The 26809-nt window shown below is 64.6% G+C and carries 12 protein-coding genes; 3 read left to right on the top strand and 9 right to left on the bottom strand.

Features of this window, described 5'->3' with window-relative positions:
- Positions 1 to 5: 5 nt before the first annotated feature.
- The gene (locus AC56LN_RS02650) at positions 6 to 2723 is read left to right on the top strand and encodes an alpha-1,6-glucosidase domain-containing protein (protein WP_499569815.1); all 2718 of its coding nucleotides are present in this window, start codon (positions 6 to 8) and stop codon (positions 2721 to 2723) included.
- Positions 2724 to 2866: 143 nt separating this feature from the next.
- Here AC56LN_RS02650 and AC56LN_RS02645 read toward each other — a convergent pair whose 3' ends face one another.
- The 9 genes from AC56LN_RS02645 to AC56LN_RS02605 form a co-directional block, all read right to left on the bottom strand.
- Positions 2867 to 5179 (bottom strand): sensor domain-containing diguanylate cyclase, encoded by a 2313-nt coding sequence (locus tag AC56LN_RS02645; RefSeq protein WP_499569814.1) that lies wholly within the window; start codon positions 5177 to 5179, stop codon positions 2867 to 2869.
- 279 nt (positions 5180 to 5458) lie between these two features.
- Positions 5459 to 7324: a glucokinase gene (locus AC56LN_RS02640; protein WP_499569813.1), complete on the bottom strand. Its 1866-nt coding sequence runs from the start codon at positions 7322 to 7324 to the stop codon at positions 5459 to 5461.
- A gap of 45 nt (positions 7325 to 7369) precedes the next feature.
- Positions 7370 to 8389, bottom strand: a complete 1020-nt coding sequence (locus AC56LN_RS02635) for an alpha/beta fold hydrolase (RefSeq protein WP_499569812.1) — start codon at positions 8387 to 8389, stop codon at positions 7370 to 7372.
- 59 nt (positions 8390 to 8448) lie between these two features.
- Positions 8449 to 10128, bottom strand: a complete 1680-nt coding sequence (locus AC56LN_RS02630) for an alpha-amylase family glycosyl hydrolase (RefSeq protein WP_499569811.1) — start codon at positions 10126 to 10128, stop codon at positions 8449 to 8451.
- Between the two features lie 25 nt (positions 10129 to 10153).
- A complete protein-coding gene (locus AC56LN_RS02625; protein WP_499569810.1) occupies positions 10154 to 11785 on the bottom strand; it encodes an alpha-D-glucose phosphate-specific phosphoglucomutase in 1632 nt (543 codons plus the stop codon).
- A 126-nt stretch (positions 11786 to 11911) separates the two neighbouring features.
- On the bottom strand, positions 11912 to 13249 hold the full coding sequence (locus AC56LN_RS02620; RefSeq protein WP_499569809.1) for an MFS transporter: 1338 nt from the start codon (positions 13247 to 13249) through the stop codon (positions 11912 to 11914).
- A 318-nt stretch (positions 13250 to 13567) separates the two neighbouring features.
- The gene (locus AC56LN_RS02615) at positions 13568 to 15412 is read right to left on the bottom strand and encodes a DEAD/DEAH box helicase (RefSeq protein ID WP_499569808.1); all 1845 of its coding nucleotides are present in this window, start codon (positions 15410 to 15412) and stop codon (positions 13568 to 13570) included.
- A 200-nt stretch (positions 15413 to 15612) separates the two neighbouring features.
- A complete protein-coding gene (locus AC56LN_RS02610; RefSeq protein ID WP_499569807.1) occupies positions 15613 to 18276 on the bottom strand; it encodes a TonB-dependent receptor in 2664 nt (887 codons plus the stop codon).
- A 450-nt stretch (positions 18277 to 18726) separates the two neighbouring features.
- Entirely contained in the window at positions 18727 to 21639 is a 2913-nt protein-coding gene (locus AC56LN_RS02605; protein ID WP_499569806.1) for a TonB-dependent receptor, read from the bottom strand.
- Between the two features lie 387 nt (positions 21640 to 22026).
- On the opposite strand from AC56LN_RS02605, the gene AC56LN_RS02600 reads away from it, so the two are divergent.
- On the top strand, positions 22027 to 23895 hold the full coding sequence (locus tag AC56LN_RS02600) for a glycoside hydrolase family 13 protein (RefSeq protein ID WP_499569805.1): 1869 nt from the start codon (positions 22027 to 22029) through the stop codon (positions 23893 to 23895).
- The gene (locus AC56LN_RS02595; RefSeq protein WP_499569804.1) at positions 23892 to 26804 is read left to right on the top strand and encodes an alpha-L-rhamnosidase-related protein; all 2913 of its coding nucleotides are present in this window, start codon (positions 23892 to 23894) and stop codon (positions 26802 to 26804) included. The genes AC56LN_RS02600 and AC56LN_RS02595 overlap by 4 nt, the downstream gene beginning before the upstream one ends.
- The last annotated feature ends 5 nt before the right edge of the window (positions 26805 to 26809 follow it).

Below are 26809 nucleotides of genomic sequence, written 5' to 3'. Positions count from 1 at the left end.
GGTCCATGAAACGTCACCTTGCCCTGCTGGCAGCATCGCTGTCCTCGAGCGCATATGCCGCCGTTCCTCTCGCCACCTGCGACAGCCCGGCCTTCCAGGAGGTGCTCAGCGCCTCCGCGACCAGGTTCGACGCGCGCGCCGTCTGGCTCGACCGCCGCTTCGTGCGCTGGCCCGGCGCATCTGGCGATGGCGTATACCGCCTGTACCACTCGCCTGTCGGTGGCATCCAGGCCACGGCGGGCAGCAAGGTCACCGGCAGCGCCGGCGCGATCACGCTGGCTGTCGCGCGCGTAGCGGTACCGCAAGCCGCGGCCGCGCGCTTCAAGTGGGTCGCCAGCGGTCCGACCCTGAGCGTGCAGGAAGCCGACCTGGCGCGCCTGCCTGCCCTGCACCGCGAACAGCTGGTGCTGGTCCACGAGAACCCGGACGGCACCGTGCGCGACGCAACCCGCGTGCAGGCGGCCGGCGCGCTCGACGATTTGTATTCAGCGGCCGAACGCATCCCGGACCTGGGCGCGACGCCCACCGGCGACAAGACTGCCTTCAAGCTGTGGGCGCCGACCGCGCGCGATGTCGCGGTGTGCACCTATGACAGCGCAACGGGCCGCGCGAACGCCGTGCTGCCGATGACGCTGGATGCACGCACCGGCGCCTGGGCCGCCAGCGTCCCGCGCGATTTGTCCGGCACCTATTACAAGTACGCGGTCGACGTCGTCGCCGATGGCGCCGGGCTGGTACGCAACCTGGTGACCGACCCGTATTCGGTCAGCCTGAATGCAGACTCCAAACGCAGCTACATCGCCGACCTGGACTCGCCGCACCTGAAGCCCGCCGGCTGGGATGGCACGCAGCCACCGGCCACGGTCAAGGCGCAGACCGACATGGTCATCTACGAGCTGCATGTGCGCGACTTTTCGCTGATCGACCAGACCGTGCCGCCGGCCAAACGCGGCAAGTACGGCGCGTTCGGCGAGACCAGTTCCAACGGCATGCGGCACCTGCGGGCGCTGGCGCAGGCAGGCCTGACCGACATCCACCTGCTGCCCGTGTACGACATCGGCAGCATCCCTGAAGTGGCATGCGCGCAGCCCGCCCCTGCCGGCGCGCCGGATGGCGAGAGCCAGCAGGCACTGGTGGTCAAGACCGCGCACACCGACTGCTTCAACTGGGGCTACGACCCGCAGCACTTCAACGCGGTCGAAGGCAGTTACGCGAGCGACCCACAGGACGGCGCGCGCCGCATCATCGAGTTCCGCCAGATGGTGATGGACCTGCACAAGGCCGGCCTGCGCGTGGGTACCGACGTCGTCTACAACCACACCTTCATCGCCGGCCAGGAAGAAAAGTCGATCCTCGACCGCGTGGTGCCGGGCTACTACCATCGCCTGAACGCCGTGGGCGGCATCGAAGCGTCGACCTGCTGCTTCAACACGGCAACCGAAAACACGATGATGGCCAAGCTGATGATCGATTCGTCGGTGCTGTGGACGCGCCAGTACAAGATCGATTCGTTCCGCTTCGACCTGATGGGCCACCAGCCGCGCGAAGCGATGGTGCGCCTGCAGCAGGCCGTCGACGCGGCGGCGGGCCGCCACGTGCAGCTGATCGGCGAAGGCTGGAACTTCGGCGAAGTGGCCGATGGCGCGCGCTTCGTGCAGGCGTCGCAGCTGTCGCTGAACGGCACCGGCATCGGCACCTTCAGCGACCGCGCGCGCGACGCCGTGCGCGGCGGCTCGCCCGGCGACTCCGGCGAACCTGTGATCAGGCAGCAGGGCTATATCAATGGCCTCGTGTACGATGCGAACGCCCTTGGCGGCGACGCACAGAAGGCTGACCTGCTGCGCGCAGCAGACCTGATCCGCGTCGGCCTGGCCGGCTCGGTGCGCACGTATCCGATGCAAGGGTTCGATGGCCAGGTGCGCCAGTTGCAGGCGATGGTCTATGGCGGCAACCAGCCGGCCGGCTACGCGAGCGAGCCGGGCGAAGCGGTCAACTACGTCGAGAACCACGATAACCAGACGCTGTACGACATCAACGTGCTCAAGCTGCCCGTGGCAACGAACAGCGCGGAGCGCGCGCGGGTGCAGGTGCTGGGGATGGCGATCAATGCGTTCAGCCAGGGCGTGGCGTACTACCACGCCGGCATCGACACGCTGCGCTCGAAATCACTGGACCGCAACAGCTTCAATTCGGGCGACTGGTTCAACCGCATCGACTGGACGTACCAGGACAACTTCTTCGGCACCGGCCTGCCGCCGGCGCCGGACAATGCAAAGGACTGGCCGCTGTTCAAGCCGTTGCTGGCCAATGCCGCGATGAAGCCGGCGCCCGCCGACATCGCGTTCGCGCGCGACGCGTTCCGCGACCTGCTGCGCATCCGCGCCAGCAGTACGCTGCTGCGCCTGCGCACGGCCGACGACATCAACACGCGCCTGCGCTTCTTCAACACGGGGCCGCAGCAGGAACCGACCGTGCTGGCCGCCTGGATCGATGGCAAGGGCTATCCGGGCGCAGGCTTTGCCGGCATGGGTTACCTCGTGAACGTCGACAAACGGGCGCACACGATCAAGGACGCCACGCTGCGCGGCAAGCGCCTGAAACTGCATCCGGTGCACAGCGCACCTGGCGCGGCCGACAAGCGCGCGCTCAAGGCGCGCTTCGACGGCGCCAGCGGCACATTCACGGTACCGCCGCGCACCGCCGTCGTATTCGTCGACATGTGAAAAGGCGATTCTCGCGACGGGGCGCCGCTGACCTGAAGACCGTCATTCCAGCGAAGGCTGGAATCCAGGTCTGTTGCGGGCCGCTGTCGATGTTGCGGCAAAGGTGCTGAACTTGGGTTCCAGCCTTCGCTGGAACGACGTTGTCAGGCCAGCACGGACGCTTGCTCCACCGCCGGCAGCATCGCCAGCCGCGCAATCGCAAACGTGTTGCGCCCCTTGTCCTTGGCTTCATACAAGGCGCTGTCGGCCAGCTCGCTGATCGTCAGCGCCGTCACGCCAGGCGCATCGGCCAGTGCGATGCCAATGGTCGCGCTGACGGAAATCGGCTGGGAGCCGACCATGAACGGTGCTTCCATGACCTGCATGATCTTCTTGGCGACCAGCTCGACGTCGCGCGGCGAATTGACTTCGTCGAGCAGCACCGTGAATTCGTCGCCGGCCAGGCGCGCCACCATGTCGGAGCTGCGCACCACCTTGCGCACGCGCCGTGCAAATTCGACCAGCACCATGTCGCCCACTGCGTGGCCGTAGGTATCGTTGATGCGCTTGAAAAAATCGATGTCGAGATAGAACAGGGCAAACGCGCGCTCGCGCTGCGGCGCGCGCTCCACGGCTGCCTGCAGCGCCAGCTCGAACTGGCGCCGGTTCGGAATGCCGGTCAGCGCATCGGTGTGGGCCAGCGCGTGCAGGTTCCGTTCGTGCATGCGCGCAGCGGTGGCGTCCGTCGTCAGGATGTACACGCCCACCACTTCGCCGTCGCGCAGATGCGGCAGGAAGGTCGAGTGGACGATGCGGATGTGCTTCTTGCGCACGATGTCATGCTCGCACTGCGAGGCCTTGCCCAGCCAGGCATCGTCCAGCGCTTCCTTCTGCTGCAGGTAGAAGTCTTCGCCGAAGGCTTCGACCATGGTCTGGCCGACGACCTGCTCGGACGCCTTGCCGAGCCATGACTGGTGCACCGCATTGGCAAACATGTAGCGGTGATCCTGATCGAGGTGCGCGATCAGCACCGGCAGGTTGTCGGTAATCGTGCGCAGGCGTTCTTCGCTGTCGGCCAGGCGGTCGCGTGATGCCTTCAGTTCGGTGATGTCCTTCATCGCCACCACTGCGCCCAGGGTCTTGCCCTGCGCGCTGCGCAGCGGGCGGCCACTGGCCAGCAGCGTGTACGGCGGGCGGCCGGCCGGCGCAATGACCATCGCGCCGTCACGCACCACTTCGCCCTTGAGCGCGCGCACCAGCGGCACGTCGTCCATCGCCATCACGGTCTGGCCGTCGCCGTGGTACAGCGAGTAGAACTGCGGCCATTCCGATGGCGCGATCGCCTTCAGGTCGTGACCATGGAAGGCGCGCGCCGTGCGGTTGAACAGCGTCAGGTTGCCGACGGCGTCGCAGGCGACCACGCCGACATCGATCGATTCGAGCACCGCGTCGAGCAGTTCCTGTTTTTCTTCCAGCTGCTGCTGCGTGCGGATGCGGTCCGAGATGTCATTGACGAAGGCGCCGATGTAACGCGCGCCGTTCCATTCGTGCGCTGCCACCGTCATCTGGATCGTGATCTGGCGTCCGCTCTGCGTCAGCGCCGGCAGTTCGACGTTCTGGTTCAGGTAGGGGCCGGCGCCGGTATCGAGCAGTCGGCGGATGTTCGCGTCATGCGCCTCGCGCTGCTGCGCCGGCATCACCAGCTCGGACAACTTGCGGCCACGCGCGTACTCGCCCGACCAGCCGAAGATGCGCTCGGCCGACGTGTTCCATGCCACCACCACGCCATTGCTGTCGGCGCCGATGAAGCCACTGAACGACGAATCGATGATCGTGCGGTTCCAGGCTTCGCTCTCGCGCAGCAGCGCTTCGGCCGCTTCGCGCTGCGTCACTTCGTGCGACAGTTGCGCGACCTTGTCTTCCAGTTCGGCGGTGCGGGCGACGATGCGCGCTTCCAGGTCGGTGTTGAGCGACTTGAGCGCCTGCTCGGCGAGCATGCGCGCGGTGACCGCCTTCAGGTGATTGATTTCAATTTCGACCAGCCCGGCCAGGTCGGCCAGCACCTGGCGCTGCTCCTGGTTCAGGCGGCGCGGCGCGCGATCGATGATGCACAGCGTGCCCACGGCTTCGCCATCGCTGTAGACCGGATGCCCGGCATAGAAGCGGATATGCGGCTCGCCGGTCACCAGCGCATTGTCGGCAAAGCGGGGATCCTGCGCCGCGTCCTCGATCACGAGCAGCGCGCGCGCCTGCACCGCGTGGCTGCAGAACGACAGCGAGCGCGGGGTTTCCGAGGCTTCCAGGCCGTGATGCGATTTGAACCACTGGCGCTCCGCATCGATCAGCGATACCAGCGCGATCGGCACGTCGAACGTCATGGCGGCCAGGCGGGTAAAGCGGTCGAAGCGGGTCTCGGCTGGGGTGTCGAGAATCTGCAGTTCGGCCAGCGCGGCAAGGCGGGCCTGTTCAATTAACATTTGGCTGACGATGATAAAACCTCTTCCATGGTCCGGAACGGAGACGGCGGGGCAGGACGGCCCAGTCGACACGGCGCCGGGGATTGGGGGAGCCACATGAAATGGTAGCACGCAGTGCCGTGCGGAAACTACAGGTTCCGTCCCGTGCGTCGCGTGGCGTTGACGTTTTTTTGACAACTTTTAGCGCGACATCGGTACAAAAGGACGTGCGCGGGCCAGGCATGACCCGCATTGCATGCCATGTTGACGCGCGGTCGTGTGTCAGCGCTGCCCGGTTTCCTAGATATCGAGGTGTGAAATCAGCAGCCGCCGCGCATCGAGGTCGCCCGGCTCATGCCCGCCGCCCTCCCCTTGCGCGCCCAGCGAAATCCCGACCGACATGATGTCGATGAGGAGCAGTTGCAGGATGCGCGAGATCATCGACAGGAAGCTCGTGCTGTCCTCGCTGTGATCCACCGCCAGGCACACGGTGGCCTTTTTTGCCAGCGGCGAGCGGCTGGCCGTGATGGCGATGATGTCGGCGCCCCGCGCGCGCGCCGTGTCGATCGCCTCGAGCAGCTCGGGCAGCTCCCCGCCGGTGGAGATCGCGATCACGACGTCGCCCGGCGCCAGCAAGTCCGCAGCGAGGTTCAGCAGGTGCGAATCGCCGTAGGATGCGGCCGGGATGCGAAAGCGGAAGAACTTGTGCTGGCCATCGAGCGCCACCGCGCGCGCATTGCCCAGCGCGTAGAACTCGACGCGGCGCGCACGCCGCAGCAGTTCGATGGCGCGGTCGATCGCGTGCACGTCGAGCGCATCGCGAAACTTCAGGATCGCCGAGACCGTGTTGTCGATCACCTTGGCCGACAGGTCATGCGTGCTGTCGGTGACGCGCACCTGGCTGTGGCGCACCGGGATCGTGCCGGTCAGGCTGCCGGCGAACTTGAGCTTGAATTCGGCCAGGCCCTGGAAACCCAGCGAACGGCAGAAGCGGATCACGGTCGGCTGGCTCACGTCGGCCAGACGCGCGATCTCGGCGATCGGCTCGGACAGCACCTTGCGCGGATGCTCGATCACGAGCGCCGCCACGCGCTGCTCGGCCGGCGAGAGCTCGTGCAGCAGTTGCTGCACGCGGTCGGTGAGCGTGTTGGCGCCGCTGCGTCCGCGCAGGTGCTCGGACAGGATCGCCGAGACGCCGTACAGCGCCGGGTTGGGCGTCATGATGATGTAGGTCGGAATCTGGGCGATGTAGTCGCGGAAGCGCCCCTTGGCCTCGAAGCGCGCGCGGAATGGCGACTGCGCGAACCAGGCGCCGATGCGCGGCACGATGCCACCACCGATGAACATGCCGCCAAACGCGCCCAGCGTCACCGCCAGGTTCGCCGCCGCGCTGCCCAGCATGCCGGCGAAGGTCTCCAGCACTTCCAGGCACAGCGGATCGTGGGCGTCGAGCGCGGCGCTGACGATGTCGGCGGTGCTGCGCGCCGGTGCATCCACGCCGTTGCGCCCGGCCAGCGCGCGGTAGATCAATTCGATGCCGGGGCCGGAGATCAGGCGCTCGTTCGATACGTGCTTCCACTCGCGCCATGCGTACTGCAGGATCGCGAATTCGCGCTCGTCGCTCGGTGCGAAGTTGACGTGACCGCCCTCGCTTCCCAGCGTGACGAAACCGTCGATGGTCGGAATCACGCCCGAGACGCCAAGGCCGGTGCCCGGGCCCAGCACGCCCGAGACGGCATGCGTCTGCGGCGCGCCGCCGCCGATCTGCAGCAGGTCCTTCGGCTGAAAGCCCGGCAGCGCCATCGCCAGCGCGGTGAAATCGTTGACGATCAACAGCGTCGACAGGCCCAGCGCGCGGCGCACGGCATCGAGCGAAAATTGCCAGTCGCGGTTGGTCATGCGAATGAAGTCGCCGCTGATCGGATTGGCCAGCGCAAAGGCCGCGTGGTGAATGCGCCCGCCCGGATGCTGCTCGAGGTAGGCGTGCAGCAGCGGGATGATGCCGTCGAAATCGTCGCACAGCAGGACGGCGACCTGGCCCAGTACGCCGGGCGCAGTCTCGAGGCCCAGGCGCGCATGGGTGGCGCCGATGTCGGCCAGCAGGCGCGGGCCGTCGGCAAAGGCGGCGCGCGGGGGTTTGCTTTTTGGATCAGGGTCTTCCGTCATCGCGCAAGGATAGCATTAACCGAATGACAAAAGAATGGCCTCTGATCAGCGCACGAGCCCCTTGAGCAGCGCCTTGTGGAACTGTACCGGGTCCTGCATCTGCGGCGCGTGCCCCATCTCGGGGAACGTCACCAGCACCGCGTCCGGAATCGCCTTGCGCGTGGCCTCGGCCAGCACCTTGTAGTTGCCCAGTTTTGGCCGAACGTCAGCCGGCGCCGCATCCTTGCCGATCGCGGTCGTGTCCTTCAATCCCATCAGCAGGAAGGTCGGCGTTTTGATCAGCGGGAATTCATGCACGACCGGCTGCGTGTAGATCATGTCGTAGATGAGCGCCGAATTCCAGGCCACCACTTCCTTGCCCTTGCCGCGGTACATCCCGGCCAGCATCTGCACCCACACTTCGTACTCCGGCTTCCACTGACCGTTGTAGTAGGTCGTGCGCTCGTACTCGCGCACGCGCTCGGCCGACAGTTTGAGCTCGCGCGCATACCACTGATCGACGCCCAGCGACGGCACGCCCAGGTTCTTCCAGTCTTCCAGCCCGATCGGGTTGATCATCACCAGCTGGTCCGTCAGTTCGGGATACATCAGCGCGTAGCGCGTGGCCAGCATGCCGCCGGTCGAGTGGCCGATGATGATGGCTTTCTTCACACCGACCGACTCGAGCAGCTTGCGCGTGTTGTCGGCCAGTTGCTGGAACGTGTACTGGTAATGCTGCGGCTTGGTGGATTTGCAAAAGCCGATCTGGTCGGGCACCACGACGCGGTAACCGGCCTCGCTCAGTGCCTTGGTGGTGCCGGCCCAGGTCGCGCCGCAGAAGTTCTTGCCGTGCATGAGGACGACAGTGCGGCCGTTTGGCGTGGCCGGTTTGACGTCCATATAGGTCATCTGCAGGTCGACGCCCTGCGACCTGAAACGGTATTGCTGCGTCGGTGCGGGGTAGGCGAATTCTTCGAGTTCGGCGCCGTAGACTGGCGCGGCGGCCGGTTGCGCCTGCGCCGGGGCCAGCGCGAGGGCGAAACCGAGGCCCGCGACAGCGCGGGCAATGTGCGTAAACATGGTCATGAAGGCGGGCAGACTGGCAGCCGAAAGTGGACGGAACGGCCAGTCTACCCGGAACCCGGTCAGTCCTGCGCGATCAGCGCCACCGGTGCGGCCGTTTCGAACCGCACCTTGCCGTCCTTGACCACGGCGGTCTTGCCGGTGTACCAGTCGCGCACCGTGGCGCCGTCGCTGAAGACGCCGCCCACCGAAATGGCCACCGACTGCTGCGTCGACAGGCCCAGCGCGACGACCACGCGGTCGCTCACGCCATTCTGTTCCCAGGTGCGCTTGAACGTGTACGGGCTCGAGCCGATCATCTGGTGCTTGCCCGCGCCGACGGCCGGGTGCGCGGCGCGGAAGCGCCCCAGGCGCGCCCAGTGCGCGCGGATGTCGGCCACGCGGTGCATGCCGCGCTCGGCGTTCGACGCCAGCTCGTCCCAGTTCATGAAGGTGCGCAGGTTGGCGTCGCCCTCGGCGCCGTCGAACTTCAGGATGCGCGCCGTTTCGTCGCCGTAGTAGATCTGCGCCGCGCCGGGCGCCAGCAGCAGCTTGTTGGCCGACTCGAACGGCTGCTGGCGCAGCGGATCGAACGGGCTGCTGTCGTCGTGCGAACTGATGTAGTTCAGCACCGAGAAGCCTTTCATCTCGCCGTGCAGGATGGTCGAGTATTCCGAGAACACCTGTTCGTACGGGCGCTTGGCGTCGCTGCGCAGGCTGAAACTGATCATGCTGTCGAAGCCCTGGTCCAGGTAGTCGACGAATTCGCCGCCGCCCAGGTCGAACTTGCGCGCGTGCTTGATCTCGTAGTTGTAGACCTCGGACACCATCCAGAACGGCTTCTGGTCGATGCTCTTGGCCGGGTTGGCGCGCTTCCAGTCCGCCAGCGCCAGGCTTGCTTCTTTTTTCAGTTCCTTCCACAGGCCTGGCTCGGTGTGCTTGACGGTGTCGGCGCGGAAGCCGTCGATGCCAAACTTGCGCACCCAGTCGGCATGCCATTTCATCAGGTAGTAGCGCGGCGCGCGCGGGTAGCCGGTGCGCTTGAAGAACGCGTCGAGCTCCTTCACCTCACGCTCGTAGCGCCCTTCCTTCTTCCACTTGGCCACCAGGTGCGGCGGCAGGTCGACCGGCTTGTCGCTGCCGGTCAAAAAGTCCGGCAGGTTCGCCACCAGCGTGCAATCGACCGTCGTGCGCGCATCCTTGTAGGTGCAGGTCGGACCAGTGCGCACCCACGACGCCGGCCAGACTTTATCCTGCGGCGTGACGGGACCCGTGTGGTTCATCACCACATCGAACACGATGCGGATGCCCTTCGCGTGCGCCGTGTCGACCAGCGTGCGCAGTTCGTCCTCGGTGCCAAACGCGGCGTCGAGCGCCGTGAAGTCTTTCGCCCAGTAGCCGTGGAAGGCATAGCTCTTGCCGGTGCCTTCATCGGTCGCGCCGTGGATCTGTTCGATCACGGGTGTCAGCCAGATTGCGTTCACGCCCAGGTCGGTGAAATACCCTTCCTTGATCTTGGCCGTGATGCCGGCGATGTCACCACCCATGAAACCGCGCAGTGGCGCCGCGTCGTCCTTGCGTCCATAAGCCTTGTCGTTGGCCGGGTTGCCGTTGTTGAAGCGGTCCGTCAGCAGGAAGTAGACGGTCGCATTCTCCCAGACGAACGGCTTGGCGACGGGCGCCGGGCCGGGCAACTGGGCGCTGGCAGGGGCCATCGCACCGAAGGCGAGCAGCATGGCGGAAGCAAGGACGGGTAGTTTCATGCGGGGTTCCTGTGTGGTGAAGGGGTCAGGTGACGACCGTGGGTTCGCTGCGGCCGGTGCGCTGGCGCAGATCGGACAGGCTTTCGGCCAGATCGATCAGGCCTTGCAGCGCGGCCTGCGTGTCGAGGTTGTGGTGCGCCGGATCGGCTTCGTAGCGTTCGAGATAGACACGCACGGTGGCGCCTTCGGTGCCGGTGCCGGACAGGCGGAACACGATGCGCGAGCCGTCCGCCATGATGATGCGGATGCCCTGCTTGGTGGACACCGAACCGTCAACCGGATCGGTATAGGCAAAGTCGTCGGCCAGTGCAATCTGGTGGCCGGCCAGCGTCTGCCCTGCCAGCTCGGGCAGGCGCGCGCGCAGCGCGTCCATCATGGCGCCGGCGGCGCCGGCATCGACGGCTTCGTAATCATGGCGCGAATAGTAATTGCGGCCGAAGCGGGCCCAGTGCGCCGCCAGCAGCTGCTCGACCGTCTGGCCGCGCACGGCCAGCAGATTAAGCCAGAACAGCACGGCCCACACGCCATCCTTTTCGCGGATGTGGAACGAGCCCGTGCCGTAGCTTTCTTCGCCGCACAGCGTGACGAGACCGGCGTCCATCAGGTTGCCGAAGTACTTCCAGCCGGTGGGTGTCTCGAAGCAGGCAATGCCCAGCGCTTCGGCCACGCGGTCGGCCGCCATCGACGTGGGCATCGAGCGGGCGATGCCCTTGATGCCGCCTGCGTAACCCGGCGCCACGGTGGCGTTGGCGGCGATGATGGCCAGGCTGTCCGATGGCGTAACGGCGATGCCGCGTCCGACGATCATGTTGCGGTCGCCGTCGCCGTCCGAGGCGGCGCCGAAGTCCGGTGCGTCGGGCGCGGCCATCGCGGCAATCAGCTCGGCAGCGTTGACAGGGTTCGGATCCGGGTGCCCGCCGCCGAAATCTTCGCTCGGCACGCCATTGACGACGGTGCCGGCGGGTGCGCCGAGGATGTCTTCGAGGATCGTGCTGGCATACGGGCCGGCCACGGCGTGCATCGCGTCAAAGCGCATCCGGAAACCGCTCGCGAACAGGCCGCGGATCGCGTCGAAATCGAACAGGCCTTTCATCAGCTCGGCGTAGTCGGCCACCGGGTCGATCACCTCGATCAGCATGTTTTCGAGTTGCGTGGTACCCAGCACGTCGAGGTCGACGGCCGCTGCGTCGCTGATGCGGTACTGCGTGACCGTCTGCGTGTGCGCGAAGATGGCGTCGGTGATTTTCTCGGGCGCCGGGCCGCCATTCTCGATGTTGTACTTGATGCCGAAGTCGCCATCCGGACCGCCCGGATTGTGGCTGGCCGACAGCACGATGCCGCCCTGCGCGCCGTGCTTGCGGATCACGCAGCTGACGGCCGGCGTGGACAGGATGCCGCCCTGCCCCACCAGCACGCGCTCGACGCCGTGCGCGGCCGCCATGTGCAGGATGGTCTGGATCGCATCGCGGTTGAAGTAGCGGCCATCGCCGCCGACGACCAGGTGACGGCACGCGCCTTCGCCCAGCGTCAGGAAGATCGACTCGACAAAGTTTTCAAGGTAGCCGGGTTGCTGGAACTCGGTCACTTTCTTGCGCAGGCCCGAGGTGCCGGGCCGCTGGCCGGCGAACGGGGTGGTCGCGACGGTCTGGATGGTCATGCTTTACTCCTGTCAATGTAAGCGTTCACAACACCGCCGGGCGGGGCCGGACAATGTTGATAAAACGTTACGATACGACAGACGCCGGATTCACGGCGCGCACACGCGTACCGTGCGCGCCGGACATCAGACGCCAGCCTTGACCGGCGCCGCCTTGTCCGTCACCAGGAGGGTCAGCAGCGCGGCGACGAGCATGCAGACGCCGCCCAGTACGAGCGTCAGCACGGCGTGGCCGCCGAACAGGTGCTTGGTCACAAAACCCAGCAGCAGGCCGCTGACGATCTGCGGAATCACGACGAAGAAGTTGAACAGGCCCATGAAGTAACCCATGCGCTTGGCGGGCAGCGAGCCGGCCAGGATCGCGTAGGGCATCGTCAGGATCGACGCCCACGCGATGCCGATACCGATCATCGGCACGACCAGCATGTTCTTGTCGGTGATGAGGAATACGCTGGCCAGGCTCAGGCCACCGATGGTCAGGCACGTCGCATGGACGATCTTGCGGCTGGTCATGCGGGCAAACACGGGCAGGATGAACGCAGCCAGTGCCGACACGCCGCTGTACACGGCGAACATGATGCCGACCCAGCTGCCGGCGTCCTGGTAGGCGCTCGACTGCGCGTCGGTGGTGCCGTAGACGCTGTCGGCAATGGCGGTGCCGGTATAGATCCACATCGCGAACAGCGCGATCCAGGTGAAGAACTGCACGAAGGCCAGTTGCACCATCGTGCGCGGCATCTTGGCAAAGCCGCCGAAGATCTCGGCGATGGCCACGCCCACGCTGCGGGAAGCAGCGCGTTCTTTCTTGAACGCTTCCATGTCGGGCGGCGGCAGTTCGTCGGCGAACACCACGGTCCAGGTCACGGCCAGGAAGAACACAAGGCCGCCTGCGTAGAACGAGTAGCGCACGGTGTCGGGGATCACGCCGCCGATGACGGCGTTCGACACGCCCAGGCTTTCAAAGAAGGTCGGCAGGAGCGAGGCGATGACCGCGCCGCAACCGATGAAGAAGGTCTGCATCGCATAGCCGGCCGTCTGCTGCGACGGATCGAGCTTGTCGCCGACAAAGGCGCGGAACGGCTCCATCGACACGTTGATCGCGGCGTCCATCATCCACAGCACAGCCACGGCCATCCACAGCGCGGTGGAATTGGGCATCAGGAACAGCGCGATGGCGGCCAGCACGGCGCCGATGAAGAAGAACGGCCGGCGGCGGCCCCACTTCGGGTGCCAGGTGTTGTCGCTCAGGTAGCCGACGATCGGCTGGATCAGGAGGCCGGTAACGGGCGCAGCCAGCCAGTAGAGGGAAAAGTTTTCGGGGTCGGCGCCGAGGGTGGCGAAGATGCGGCTGGTATTCGCGTTCTGCAGTGCGAAGCCGAACTGGATGCCGAAGAAACCGAAGCTCATGTTCCACAGCTGCCAGAACGACAGGCGTGGTTTGAGCACGGTCGATTGCATATCCATGTGTGTCCCTAATCTGGCCCGCCGGAGGTACGGGTTATGTTATCTAATCTGTAGCAAAATAACATGGGGGTATCCGAGTGTCAATCGTGTCAATCCCATAGTGGGATCGATATGACAGCTTCGCAGCCAGAAGCAGGTTTGTAGTCAAACAACAGCAGAAAAACACGACCGCAGCCTCAAACCGTCAGCCCAAAAACGTTGTTCCCGCGAAGGCGGGAACCCAAGTCCGGCGCGCTGCAGGTAGCAGTGCCGAACTGAGGTTCCCGCCTGCGCGGGAACGACGTGGTAACGCTCGTGGTAAAACTGATGGTGAAACGATCAGTCCTTGCTGCCCTCGCCCTTACGATGCGGCTTCTTGCCCGGCATCGGCTTGTCGGTCACGCGGCGGTCGGCGCCGCTTTTCGTGAACGGCTTCTTGGCGCCGGCGGCTGGCACGGCTGGCGTTTCGCCGTCACGCGTGATCGACAGCTGGCGGCCGGCGACCCAGATCGACTTGAGCTGCGTGAACAGTTCAGCCGGCATGTCCGATGGCAGGTCGAGCGTCGAGTAATCGTCATAGATCTCGATGCGGCCGATCTGCTTGGAGGGGATGTTCGCTTCGTTGGCGATCGCGCCGACGATATTGCCGGGCTTGGCGCCGTGGGCAAAGCCCACTTCGATGCGGAACGTGGCCATGCCTGGCTCAGGGTCGCGCATGACGCGCTCTTTCTTGAAGCCCGGCTCGCGTGCAGGCCGCGCCGGACGGTCTTCCCAGTCACCGCGCGGCTCGCGTGGTGCGCGCTCGTGGCTGCCGCCAAATTCGCGCTGCGATGGCATGCTTTCCGGACGCACGTCGCGGTCAGGCTTGGTCAGCAGCAGCGGCTCGTCGCCACGCGCCATCTTGGCCAGGGCCGCGGCGATGTCGATCGCCGGCACATTGTCGTCGCGCTCGACGTCTTCGATCAGGGCGCGGAAGACGTCGAGGTTGCCTTCGGCCAGCGTGGCGCGGATCTGATCCTTGAAGCGCGTCATGCGCACTTCGTTGACGGCCTTGACGGTCGGCAGTTCGAGTGGCGACACCGGCTGGCGGGTCGTGCGCTCGATCAGCTTGAGCAGGCTGCGCTCGCGCGGCGTGATGAACAGGATCGCTTCGCCGCTGCGGCCAGCACGGCCGGTACGGCCGATGCGGTGGGTGTAGCTCTCCGGGTCCGACGGCACGTCGTAGTTGATGACGTGGCTGATTCGCTCGACGTCCAGGCCGCGCGCGGCGACGTCGGTCGCGACCAGGATGTCGATCTTGCCCTTCTTGAGGTTATCAATCGTGCGCTCGCGCTGCTGCTGGGCGATGTCGCCGTTGATGGCAGCGGCCGAGAAGCCACGCGCCTGCAGCTTGGTCGCCAGTTCTTCGGTGCCGAGCTTGGTGCGCGCGAAGATGATCATGCCGTCGAACGCTTCGGCTTCGAGGATGCGCGTGAGCGCGTCGAGCTTGTGCATGCCGGCCACCAGCCAGTAGCGCTGGCGGATATTGTCGGCGGTGCCGGTCTTGGCAGCGACCGTGATCTCTTGCGGCTCGCGCAGGTAAGTCTTGGCGATGCGCTTGATTGCTGGCGGCATGGTGGCCGAGAACAGCGTGGTCTGGCGCGTGGCCGGGGTCTTTTGCAGGATCTGCTCGACGTCGTCGATAAAGCCCATGCGCAGCATTTCATCGGCCTCGTCCAGCACGAGCGTGGTCAGCTTCGACAGGTCGAGCGAGCCCTTCTGGATGTGATCGATGACGCGGCCTGGCGTGCCGACGACGACGTGCACGCCGCGGCGCAGCGACGACAGTTGCGGGCCGTAGCTCTGGCCGCCGTAGATCGGCAGCACGTGGAAGCCCTTGATGTGGGCCGCGTAGCTCTGGAATGCTTCGGCGACCTGGATCGCCAGTTCGCGCGTCGGCGCCAGCACCAGCGCTTGCGGCGCGGTCTGCTTGACGTCGATATTCGACAGGATTGGCAGTGCGAAGGCGGCGGTTTTACCGGTACCGGTCTGCGCTTGTCCCAGCACGTCGCGCCCTTCCAGCAACAGGGGAATGGTGGCTGCCTGGATCGGCGACGGCGTTTCGTATCCGACGTCTTTCAATGCTTTCAGGACAGGCGCCGAAAGATTGAGGTCGGAAAACGATGGGATTGGGGTGTCTGACATAGAGGAAGTTGCTCTTATTAAGTAAGTACGAATGCGACAGTTTACACCGTTGCTTCGTGGGGGGCGCTAAATACAATGGACCGGGCGGCCGAAACCACAGAATCCGAACAATGAAAAATGCCCTTGCAGGCACACCTGCAAGGGCATTGGCGATCGCGGCAGCGCCCCATTGGGTGGCGCCACCTTCGCTTGATACCGGATTACAGCTTGTAGTTCAGGCCGAACAGCATCTGGCGGCCGTACTTGGCGTAGCCGCGCGGACGGTCTTCGGTACCAGCGTAGCTGCGGAAGGCGGTGTCGGTCAGGTTGTTGACCTGGAACAGCACGGACAGACCTTCGACTTGCTTGAAGTCATAACCCAATTGCAGGTCGACTACTTTATCAGCTTTTACGTAAGTCAGCTCGGTTGCACCACCAATTCCGCCGATTTCACCCACATAATCGCTGCGATAACGCTGGCTGATACGTGCCGAGAAGCCATCTTTCTCGTAATACGCCGTCACGTTGAACACGCGCTTCGACAGGCCTGGCAGCGGAATCGCGACGTTGCCGAAACGCTGGTCGAGAATCGAGATCTCGCTGTTGGTGAACGACGCGTTGGCGGTGATGCCGAAACCGTCGAGCATCGGGTGGATCATGTCCAGCGGGGTCGATGCCGCAAACTCCAGACCGCGCAGGCTACCGCCCTCGCCGTTACGCGGCTGGGTGATGGTACCGATGTTGGTCAGGGCGCCCTGCAGGTTGAACTCCGAGAAGTCACGCGGCACGGTCACGCTGTAGATGTACGAGGACAGATCCTTGTAGAAACCAGCGGCCGAGATATAGCCCTTGTTGCCGAAGTACTTTTCGTACGACAGGTCGACCTGCTTGGCGCGCCATGGATCGAGCTGCGCATTGCCGCCGTTACCGTACGGGGTGCCGGTGGTCTGGGCGGTCAGGCCCACTTCCAGCGCCGCGTTCAGCTGGTTCAGCTTGGCGCGGGCCAGCGTCTTGCCGGCGCCGAAGCGCAGGAATTGCTGGTCAGGCAGGCTCCATGCCAGGTTGATGCTTGGCAGGTAGTCGGTGTACTTCTTGCCGTCGGTCAGTGGCACCAGGTCGGCGAATGGCCAGGCGCGCAGCGTGTTCGCGGTCGAGCTCTGGTCGGTTTCGATGACCTGCATGCCGATATTGCCGCGCAGTGGCATCGACATCAGTTCGGTGTCGATGTTCAGCTTAGCGTAGCCGGTCTTGACCTTCTCTTCGATGGTCCAGTTCTTGGTCGCGCCCCATGGCACCAGGACGGCTGGCGTGAATGGGCCGAAGTTGTTGGCCAGCACACCGTCGATGTCCCAGCTCAGGCTGTTCTGCAGGCCGTACAGCGCTTGCGAGCTGTTGAGAACGTTGGCGCCGAAGGTGCCGTTGCCGATCTTCGAGAAGCCCGTTTCCAGGTGTGCTTTTTCTTTCTCGCGCTTCGAGTAGTTAAAGCCCAGCTCCATGCTGCTGAAGTGCGCGTTGTCGAACTTGCGCTCGATGCTCGTGCGGAACGAGGTCATCTTGTCGGTCATGTTCGGGGCGTTGACATAGCCTTCGCCGAACTGGCCGCCGATGGCGATCTGCGACGGATCGTCGTAGGTGCCCGACAGGCCCAGCACTGGAATCGTGCCGCCGTTGTAGCTGTAGTTCAGCGTTTGGCGTGCAGCGCGGCCGGCGTTGATCTCGACCAGCTGTTCCTTGTGATCAGCCTTCGAACGGCTGATGTCGACGATGCCGACCCAGTCGCCCGTCGTGTAGCGGTTGTTCCAGCCGAAGGCGGTCAGCTTGTCGTCGCGCGTCAGGCGGTTGTTACGCACGACCGGATTGACGTTGTTGGCAGTGCCGCTGATCATCGTGCCATTCACGACGGTCGGGTTCGAGAAACGCACTTCGCCGTCGTCCTTGAGTGGCATTTCGATGCCGCGGCGGATTTCTTCCTGGTCGAAACGCGAGTGGTAGACGTCGAAGGTCGAGCTGAAGTTGCGGTTAGGACGCCATTCGAGCACACCCATCAGGCCATCGCGCACCTGGTTGCCGGTGGTGGCGATCGACTTCATGCCCTTCGGCACTTTGACGGTCGAGCCTGGCACGACATTGGTGTCGTCCACCCAGTCCCAGGTTTCGAACTGTTCGCCGACGTTCGGCTTGTCCTGGCGTGCGTAACCGATGGCCACACCGAGCGTGCGGTTGGCGAACTGGTCGATGTACGACGCGCTGACGCGGCTGCCGGTGTCCGGCGAGCCGGCGCTGATTTCGCCTTTCGAGTTCTTTTCGCCACGCACGTTGACGGTGACGACGCGTTCGCGCAGCGACAGCGGCTTGATGGTCTGCAGGTCGACCGTGCCCGACAGGCCCTGGCCGATCACGGCGGCGTCGCCGGTTTTATACACGGTGACTGCGCTGATCAGTTCGGATGGGTACTGGTCGTATTCGACGGTACGGTCCGAGCTGGTGGTGACTTGTTCGCGGCCGTTGAGCAGCGCGGTCGACAGGTCGCCCGAGGTGCCGCGGATGCTGATCGACTGGGCCTGGCCGTTGACGCGCTGCGCCGACAGACCTGGCAGGCGGGCCAGCGATTCGGCGATTGACACGTCCGGCAGCTTGCCGATGTCTTCCGACGAAATGGCTTCGACGATGCCCGTCGATTCGCGCTTTACGGCAATCGCGTCCTCGATGGCGCGGCGAATGCCGGTGACGGTCACGGTGGCGACCGGCGCATCGCTGGCGGCGGTGTCAGTCGTCGTAGCGGTTTGCGCCTGCGCGCTGCCAGCCATGATGGTGACGAAGATGGCGCACCCGGCGGCCACTGGGCTCAGCTGGAACGCGGAACGCTTGTTGGCGAAAGTTTTCATGATCTCCTCAGAACGACGTAATTTCCCTAGAGCAGCTTTCGACCGCCATGTTCGGGACTTTGTTATGACACGCCTTAACAGCAACGCTCGGCGGGATTCTGTATTAAAACTAGATGCACTGTCAACGGGAGTGACTTTCAAACGAACTCACCCGGCATGAAACGGATATCTCGAATCAAAACAATGACTTAGTAACTGATGAGCAGCTCAGGTGTGGTTTTTAAAGCCTGTAGTTGGGCTACAAATGCTCTAAAAAGCAACAGTTTATGCTCGATTGCACCGAATCGGTGCGGCGAATGTAGTAAAACATTCAGGCCTTGTAAGAGGCCTTGTAACTTCACTACACGAATTTTGTATTTTTACAACAGACGAAAAAAATCCCCGGCAGCCTTTCGGCTGGCGGGGATCGCTTGCTGCGGCCTGGAAGCTGCTAGGCAGCTTCGCCGGTCATCAGAACTTGTAGTTGGCGCCGAACTGGTAGGTGCGGCCGTAATCGACGCGACGGGTGATCGAATCGCTGCTGTTCGTGTACTCCTGGTACGGCGCATTGTTCCAGTTGTTGGCTTGGGCAAACACCGACAGGCCCTTGGCAAAGCCCGACTGGATTTCATACGACAGCTGGAAGTCGACGATGGTCTCGCCCTTCACGAACGTGTACTGCAGCGTGTCCGAAAAGTCCGGCGACTGGCCCAGGAAGTCCGAACGCTTGCGCGCTGCGGCAGCGATCTGGAAGCCGTTCTTTTCGTAGTACAGGCGCAGGTTGCTGACCTTGCGCGACAGGCCCGGCAGCGGGATCGACTGCGCCGAGGTCTGCACGTTGCCAAAGCCCAGGGCCGGGATGTCGATCGCCGAGCTGGTGAACGAGTGGTTGGCCATGATGCCGAAGCCGTCCAGCCAGTCGCTCGCCATGTTCAGCGGAATGTTCACCGCCAGCTCGTAACCCTTGATGCTGCCGCCTTCGCCGTTTTCAGGACGGTTCAGCACGCCAACGGTCGAGCCGGCGAAGTCGCCGGTGGTCGGCAGCGGCGTGGTCGAGGTCGCCCATGGCGCAAAGTCGTATTCCGACGGCGTGCGCAGGATGAACGTGTCGAGCTTCTTGTAGAACACGGCTGCGCTGACGTAGCCCTTCTTCGCAAAGTATTTCTCGTACGACAGGTCGAACGCCTTGGCCTTGAATGGCTTGAGCGTTGGGTTGCCGCCGCCGCCGCTCAGGAACGGATTGGCCACGCCGGTGTTGACGCCAAAACCGATGCCGCCGCGCAGGTCGTCCAGGTTCGGACGCGACAGCACTTGCGCCAGACCCATGCGCAGCACCTGGTCGTTCTTCAGGTCGAACGACACGTTCAGGCTTGGCAGCACATCCCAGTAGCTGACGCTGTCAACGACGCGCACGGCCGGGCAGGCATCGGCCGTTTCGCCGGTGCAGCTGCCGCTGTTGTAGCCGCCGCCCGATTGCTTCGTGTGCACGAACTGGGAGCCGACGTTACCGCGGTATTCGAAGCCAAACAGTTCGCCGTTCAGGTCGCCCATCAGGTAAGCGGTCTGGACCGTTTCCTTGACATCCCAGAACTTGGTCAGGATGTCGGCATTGATTTTCGTGGCCAGCTGGTACACGGTGCCGAGCGATCCGGACGGATTCCACGAGGCGATCGGAATGCCGGTGGTGCCGGCAACGCTGGTGCCCGTGCCCGGCATCGTCTGCGCGCCGAACTGGGCGCCGCCCAGGATCTCGAGACGGCCTTCTTCGCCGCTGCGCGCTTTTTCGCGGTCGGTGAAGTTGTAGCCGAACTGCATGGCCGATACCGGGCCCCACTCCACCGGACGCTTGGCATTCAGGCGGATTGCCTTGAGCGTGTCTTCCACGTACGGCTGGGCCAGGTAACCGGCCTGCGGCAGGATGTTGGTGGCGGTGCCCGACCAGCCATTCACGTCGGTCAGTTGCGCGACCGCGCGGTCCGAATAGTTCAGGCCAGTGCGCCAGGCGACATCGGTGAAGTTGCCGCCGTTGAAGCCCGTCCACGAAATCGTGTCCAGCGGGTTCGCATTGCCCGGCAGGCCGGCAGTGGTTTCGTAGCGCGCGCTCAGCTTGGTCGCTTTCGACCACGTGATGTCGGCGCTGGTGCTCCACTCGCCCAGCTTGAGCTCGTTCTTCCAGCCGACCGTTTTCAGGTCGTCTTCCGACGTCTCGACGTGATTGCGCACCACGCCCTTGTAGTTGGTCAGCGTGCCGCTGGTGGCGACGCCATTCTGCACGACGACGTTCTGCAGCACGCCGGCCGGGTCATACAGGCCCGACACGTTCGAGCCGACTGCGCCTTCGAAACCGCTGCGCTTCAGGCCCGTCTCGCCGGCCGAATAGAACAGGTCGAGGGTCGAGCGGAAATCGCGGTTCGGACGGAACTGCAGCGACATGAAGGCGCCGTCACGCTTGTGCGACGTCGATTCGGTGTCAGCGGTAAAGCCCAGTGGCACCAGCACGTTCTGGCCATTGAATGGCAAGGCTGCCGTGTTGCCGCCCCAGGCGTCGAACTTGCGCTGCTCGCCGCCGGTTTCGTCGTACGACGTGATGCCCAGCGCGATGCCGAACTTGCGGTCGGCGAACTGGTCGATGTACGAGAACGAGACGCGGTCGCCGCTGCCTTCTTCGGCAGTGCGTACGCCCAGGCGGCTGCGCTTGTAGTTGGCGGCGATGACGCGCTTGCCGAAGTCCAGCGGCTGCACGGTTTTCAGGTCGATCGTCGCGGCCAGACCCTGGCCGATGACGCTGGCGTCCGGCGTCTTGTAGATCACGACGCCGCCCATCAGCTCGGACGGGAACAGGTCGAATTCAGGATTGCGGGCATTGCCGGTCGAGGCCATTTCGCGGCCATTGAGCAGCGTGCCGTTGAAGCTTGGCGACAGGCCGCGCACCGAGATTTCCGATGCACGTCCCGAACCGCGGCTGCGCTGGGCGGTCACGCCCGGCAGGCGCGCGATCGATTCGGCAACCGACGTGTCCGGCAATTTGCCGATGTCTTCGGCCGAGATCGCTTCAACGATCGAATTCGAATTGCGCTTGATCGAGATCGCCGCTTCGATGCCGGTACGGATGCCGGTCACCGTAACGGTCGAGACCGCTGCGTTAGGGAACGCGGTGGGTGCGGCAGCGGGCGCTTCTTCAGGCGTCTGTACCGTGGCGCTGGCCACGGGCGTGTTCGGTGCGACGGGAGTGGCTTCTTCGCTGCCCGAGGCTTGCGCATACGCGTTGCCGGCCAGGACCGACAGCAGCACGGCGCAACCGGCGGCGAACGGGTTCAACGGGAATGCAAACGTGGCTGCAGTACGGCGGCGGGCGCTGGTGGCCCGGGTGGCGATGGCGTTCATGTGTCTCCTCGGTTTTTCTTAACTGCCGGTCACGACTCTGTACTAAAACTAGAGCCAGGACAGGGCAGCAATGTGTGGCGAGGATCATGGCATGCTTTGCACGGCAACAACATTGTGCACGTTGTACTTGGGCTACACATTTGACCGCTTTTGCGACCATTGATGGGACTTTCGCACCCAATCTGAAGGCAATCTGAAGGTTCACCCGTCGCGCGACTATGTAGTCGGGGTGAAATCGAATCCGGCTCGCATGATTGTTGGCGGGCAGGGTTTATAGTAACCTTCCATCAACACAACAATCACCGGCCCCGCGTTCCACCGTCGACCTGCTGACCCTGTAGTCCAACTACGTCAGCAGTAGTACGACTGGCACCAGCCCCAGAACCCATGAGACAACTCCTCGCCACTATCGTGCTCGGCAGCGCTTCGCTTGCCGCTTTCGCCCAGGCCCCGGCCATCGACCGCATGGAGCCGCCGTTCTGGTGGGCCGGCATGCACGACAACAAGGTCCAGCTGATGGTCCACGGCGAGGCGATTGGCGACCTGACGCCCACGCTGAACTACCCTGGCGCGCGCATCGCATCGGTCACGCGCACGCCGAACCGCAACTATCTGTTCATCGACCTCGTGCTCGATCCGAAGGTTGCGCCCGGCACGTTCGACATCACGTTCAGCGGCGCCGGCCGCACGACCACGCATGCCTACCGCCTGCTGGCGCGCGACCCGGGTTCGGCCACGCGCCAGGGCTTTTCCAGCAAGGACGCGATCTACCAGATCATGCCGGACCGCTTCGCCAATGGTGACCCGTCCAACGACAATGTCGCCGGCATGCTCGACAAGGCTGACCGCAAGGGTGGCCTGGGCCGCCACGGCGGCGACATCCAGGGCGCGATCAACCACCTCGACTACATCGCGGACATGGGCTTCACGCAGCTGTGGCCGACGCCGCTCATCGAGAACAATATGCCGGGCTACTCGTACCACGGCTATGCGGCCACGGACCTGTACAAGATCGACCCGCGCTACGGCAGCAACGAAGACTTCGTGCGCCTGTCGACCGAAGCGAAGAAGCGCGGCATCGGCATCATCCAGGACGTCGTGCTGTCGCACATCGGTTCGCACCACTGGTGGATGAAGGACGTGCCGGCCCCGGACTGGATCAACTACAGCGACAAGTTCGTCCCGACCCAGCACTACCACACGGCGGTGCAGGACCCGTACGGCGCGAAGGAAGACGCCGACAACTTCACGCGCGGCTGGTTCGTCAAGAGCATGCCCGACCTGAACCAGTCCAATCCGCTGCTGGCCAACTACATCATCCAGAACAACATCTGGTGGATCGAATACGCAAAGCTCTCGGGCCTGCGCATCGACACCTTCGGCTACTCGGACGGTGCGTTCCTGTCGGAGTACACGCGCCGCATCATGGCCGAATACCCGAACCTGAACCTGGTCGGCGAAGAGTGGAGCACGAAGGTGCCGGTCGTGGCGCGCTGGCAGCGCGGCAAGGACAACTTCGACGGTTACCGCGCCTACACGCCAAGCCTGATGGACTTCCCGGTGGCCGAGGCGATGCGCACCGCGCTGGCCGACAAGAAAGGCGGCAACGTGTTTTCGGACGTGTACGAGACGCTGTCGCTCGACTACCTGTATCCGGAGCCGGGCAACCTGGTGCTGTTCGCCGACAACCACGACATGTCGCGCATCTACAGCGTCGCCGGCGAAGACTTCGACAAGTACAAGATGGCGATGGTGTTCATGATGACTGCGCCGCGCATCCCGCAGTTCTACGTGGGTGACGAGCTGCTGTTTACCAGCCCGACGAAGGACCGCGACGACGCCAGCTACCGCATCCCGTTCCCGGGCGGCTGGGCCGGCGACAAGGTCAATGCCTTCACTGGCGTTGGCCTGAAAGACAAGCCGCGCGCGGCGCAAGCGTTCGTGCGCAAGCTGACCAACTGGCGCAAGGGCCAGCCGGTGATCCACAGCGGCCGCATGATGCATTACGGGCCGCAGAACAATACCTATGTCTACTTCCGCTACAACGCGGACAAGAAGGTGCTGGTTGCGTTCAACAACAATGCAAAGGAAATGGCGCTTGATGTCGACCGCTTCCGCGAAATGCTCACGGGCGTGACCAGTGGCGTCGATGTCCTGACCGGCAAGACGTTCGACCTGCGCTCGACGCTGACCCTGCCAGCGGGTGCTTCGGTGATTCTAGAGCTTGATGCGCTGAAGCTGGAGGCAGCACGATGATGCGCAGCGCCATCGCACTGGCCGCCCTCCTCGCCTGCGGCGCCGCCCACGCGCAGATCGATACCGCACTATTCGTGCGCGGCGCGTTCAATGGCTGGGGAACGGCCGATGCGCTGGCGCCCAAGGGCAAGGGCATCTACCAGGCCGACATCGCTGTCGCGCCGGGCAACCACGCCTTCAAACTGGGCAGCAGCGACTGGGCTGCCGAGTGGGTCATTGATCCGGACAAGAGCGTCAATGTGGCGCCCGATACCGAATACAAACTGGAACGCCTGTCAGGGCCCGAAACCTTCCTGTTCGTGCGCACGTCCGGCACCTACCGCTTCACGCTGGACGCGAGCGATCCGGCCAAACCGGCGCTGAAGGTCACGCGCCTGGCCGATGCCGACCGTGCCAACGCGCCCGATCCGCACGCGGGCCACGCTGCGGTTGTCACGCAGGCCTGGCCAACGTGGGACGGCAAGACCGAGACGGTGCGCTACTCGACGCCGGATGCACAGGCGCCCCTGCGCCAGTATGTCCAGTCGAGCACCATGAGCCTGCGCGATCCCGGTCCGCAGCATGTCGCGTATGCCGAGCAGGAAGGCTTGCCGCGTGCCCGCACCGGCAACCTCGCCTTCGACGCGCTGTTCGCTCTGGCCGGCGCCGAGATGCGCCTGAATTCGGTCAGCCAGATCAAGGACGGCAACTACAACGGCGGCAACGCCATCGATTGCGACTGCTTCTCCACCGGCGAAAAGTGGGCGTATGTCTGGACGCGCGACCTGTCGTATGCGGCCGACCTGGGCCTGGCCCTGCTCGACCCGCAGCGCGTGCGCAATTCGCTCGACTTCAAGCTCTCTGGCTGGCGCGCCGGCGTCACGCCGGTGGCGCAGATCCCTGGCACGGCAGACGGCTTGCAGATCGTGCAGGACACCGGCAGCGGCGGCAGCTGGCCGGTCAGCACCGACCGCCTGACGTGGGCCTTCGCGGCCGAAGAAACGCTGCGCACGCTGCCCGCTGCCGCGCGTGCGGCATTCGCCGGCAAGGCCCTGACGGCACTATCGAACACGCTCGAGATCGACCGCGTGGCGGCGTTTGATGCGGCCACGGGCCTGTACACGGGCGAAGAATCGTTCCTCGACTGGCGCGACCAGACCTACGCTGCATGGATCCCGGGCGACCTGGCATCGATGGCAAGTTCAAAGGCCCTGTCGACCAACGTCGTGATCTTCCAGGCGCTCAAGCTGGCGGCGCAACTGGCGCGCGAACAGCGCGATGCGACGAAAGCCACGCGCTACTCACGCTGGGCATCGGAGCTGAAACGCGCGATCAACAAGGAGCTCTGGCTGGCCGACGAAGGCATGTACAGCAGCCTCACCGCCGGTCACCTGGACGGCGCGCCGCTGCACAAGTTCGACTGGCTCGGCCAGGCGCTGGCCATCGTCAGCGGCGTGGCCGACGACAAACAGACGGCGTCGATCCTGGCGCGCTATCCGCATGGTCCGATGGGCGCGCCGGTGATCTGGCCGCAGCAGATCGGCGCGCCGGTGTACCACAACCGCGCCATCTGGCCGTTCGTCACCGCGTACGGCCTGCGCGCCGCGGTGCAGGGCAAGAATGCAGCGGTGGCCGACGCCGGCTACGCGACGCTGATGCGCGGCGCGGCGGTGAATCTGTCGAACATGGAAAACCTCGAGTGGTTGTCGGGCCAGCCATTGCTGCTCGACGAGACCACGCCATCATTGAGCGGCCCCGTGATCAATTCGCGGCGCCAGTTATGGTCGGTCGGCGGGTATCTGGGCATGGTGATCGACAATGTGTTCGGCGTGACGGTGCAGGACGACGGCATCGCGCTGCGTCCGTTCGTGACCGCCAGGCTGAGGCGCGAGACCTTTGGCGCATCGAACGAAATTGCGCTGCACGACCTGCGCCTGCACGGCAAACGCATCGACGTGGTGCTGCGCCTGCCGCCAGCGGCCCAAGGCGACGGCTATCACCGGGTCGAGCGCATCCTGTTGAACGGCAAGCAGGTGGGGGACACGCTGCGCACGGGTGATTTGCAGGCCGAAAATCGCATCGAGATCGTGCTGGGCAAACTCGTCGCCGGGGCGCAGGGCATCCGCCGCGTGCAGGCCAATCCGTATGAAGAATCGTCCGTCACGTTCGGGCCGCGCGAACCGGTACTCGAGGCGCTGACGCGTGCATCGTCCGGTGCCGTGGGGTTGACGATCGGCGCGAATGGCAATGCGGCGAACGTGACCTACCGCGTCTACCGCGACGGCAAACTGGTGGCCGACAAGCTGCCGGCCGGCGCCTGGACCGACGACAAGGCCGGGGTGGCGTCGTGCTATGCGGTGGAGGCGCGCTTTGCCGACAGCGGCAATGTCAGCCACCACAGCCAGCCGCGCTGCATCGACGCAGTCGCTGGTGCTGGTAATGGCATCGACATCGGCGTGACCGACCCGCGCGTGACGTCAAACCTCAAGAGCACGGCGCCGGATGCGCGCTTCGCCCTGCCCGCGATTCGCGACTGGGGCCGGCCGCAAGACCGCTTTGCCGTGGATGGGATGCGCGTCGACCAGGCAGGCGACTACCGGGTCCAGGTGCGTTATCACAACGGCGCAAACCAGGTGAACCTGGGGATCAGCGGTGGCGTGAAGTGGCTGGCATTGAAGAACGGCGCTGGCAAGGTCGTGGCGCAGGGCGTGATCCAGTTGCCGCATGCGCCGCTGTTCAAGGGTGCGACGCCGACCGTGTATTCGACGCCGCTGGCCGCGCGCCTGCAGGCCGGCAGCTACCGCCTGGAGATGACGGACTTCTACAATATGAGCTATCTGGAGAGCAACCGCACCTTCACCGGCGCCGGTGGCGCCGAACCGGCCAACCGGTTCGACATCCACGGCGTGCGCCTGCTGCGCGTCAGGTAAGTTGG

The organism is Telluria sp. ZT3P26 (assembly GCF_059686035.1).
Note: the sequence above shows the minus strand (reverse complement) of the source record. Positions and strands in the feature narration are given on the sequence as shown.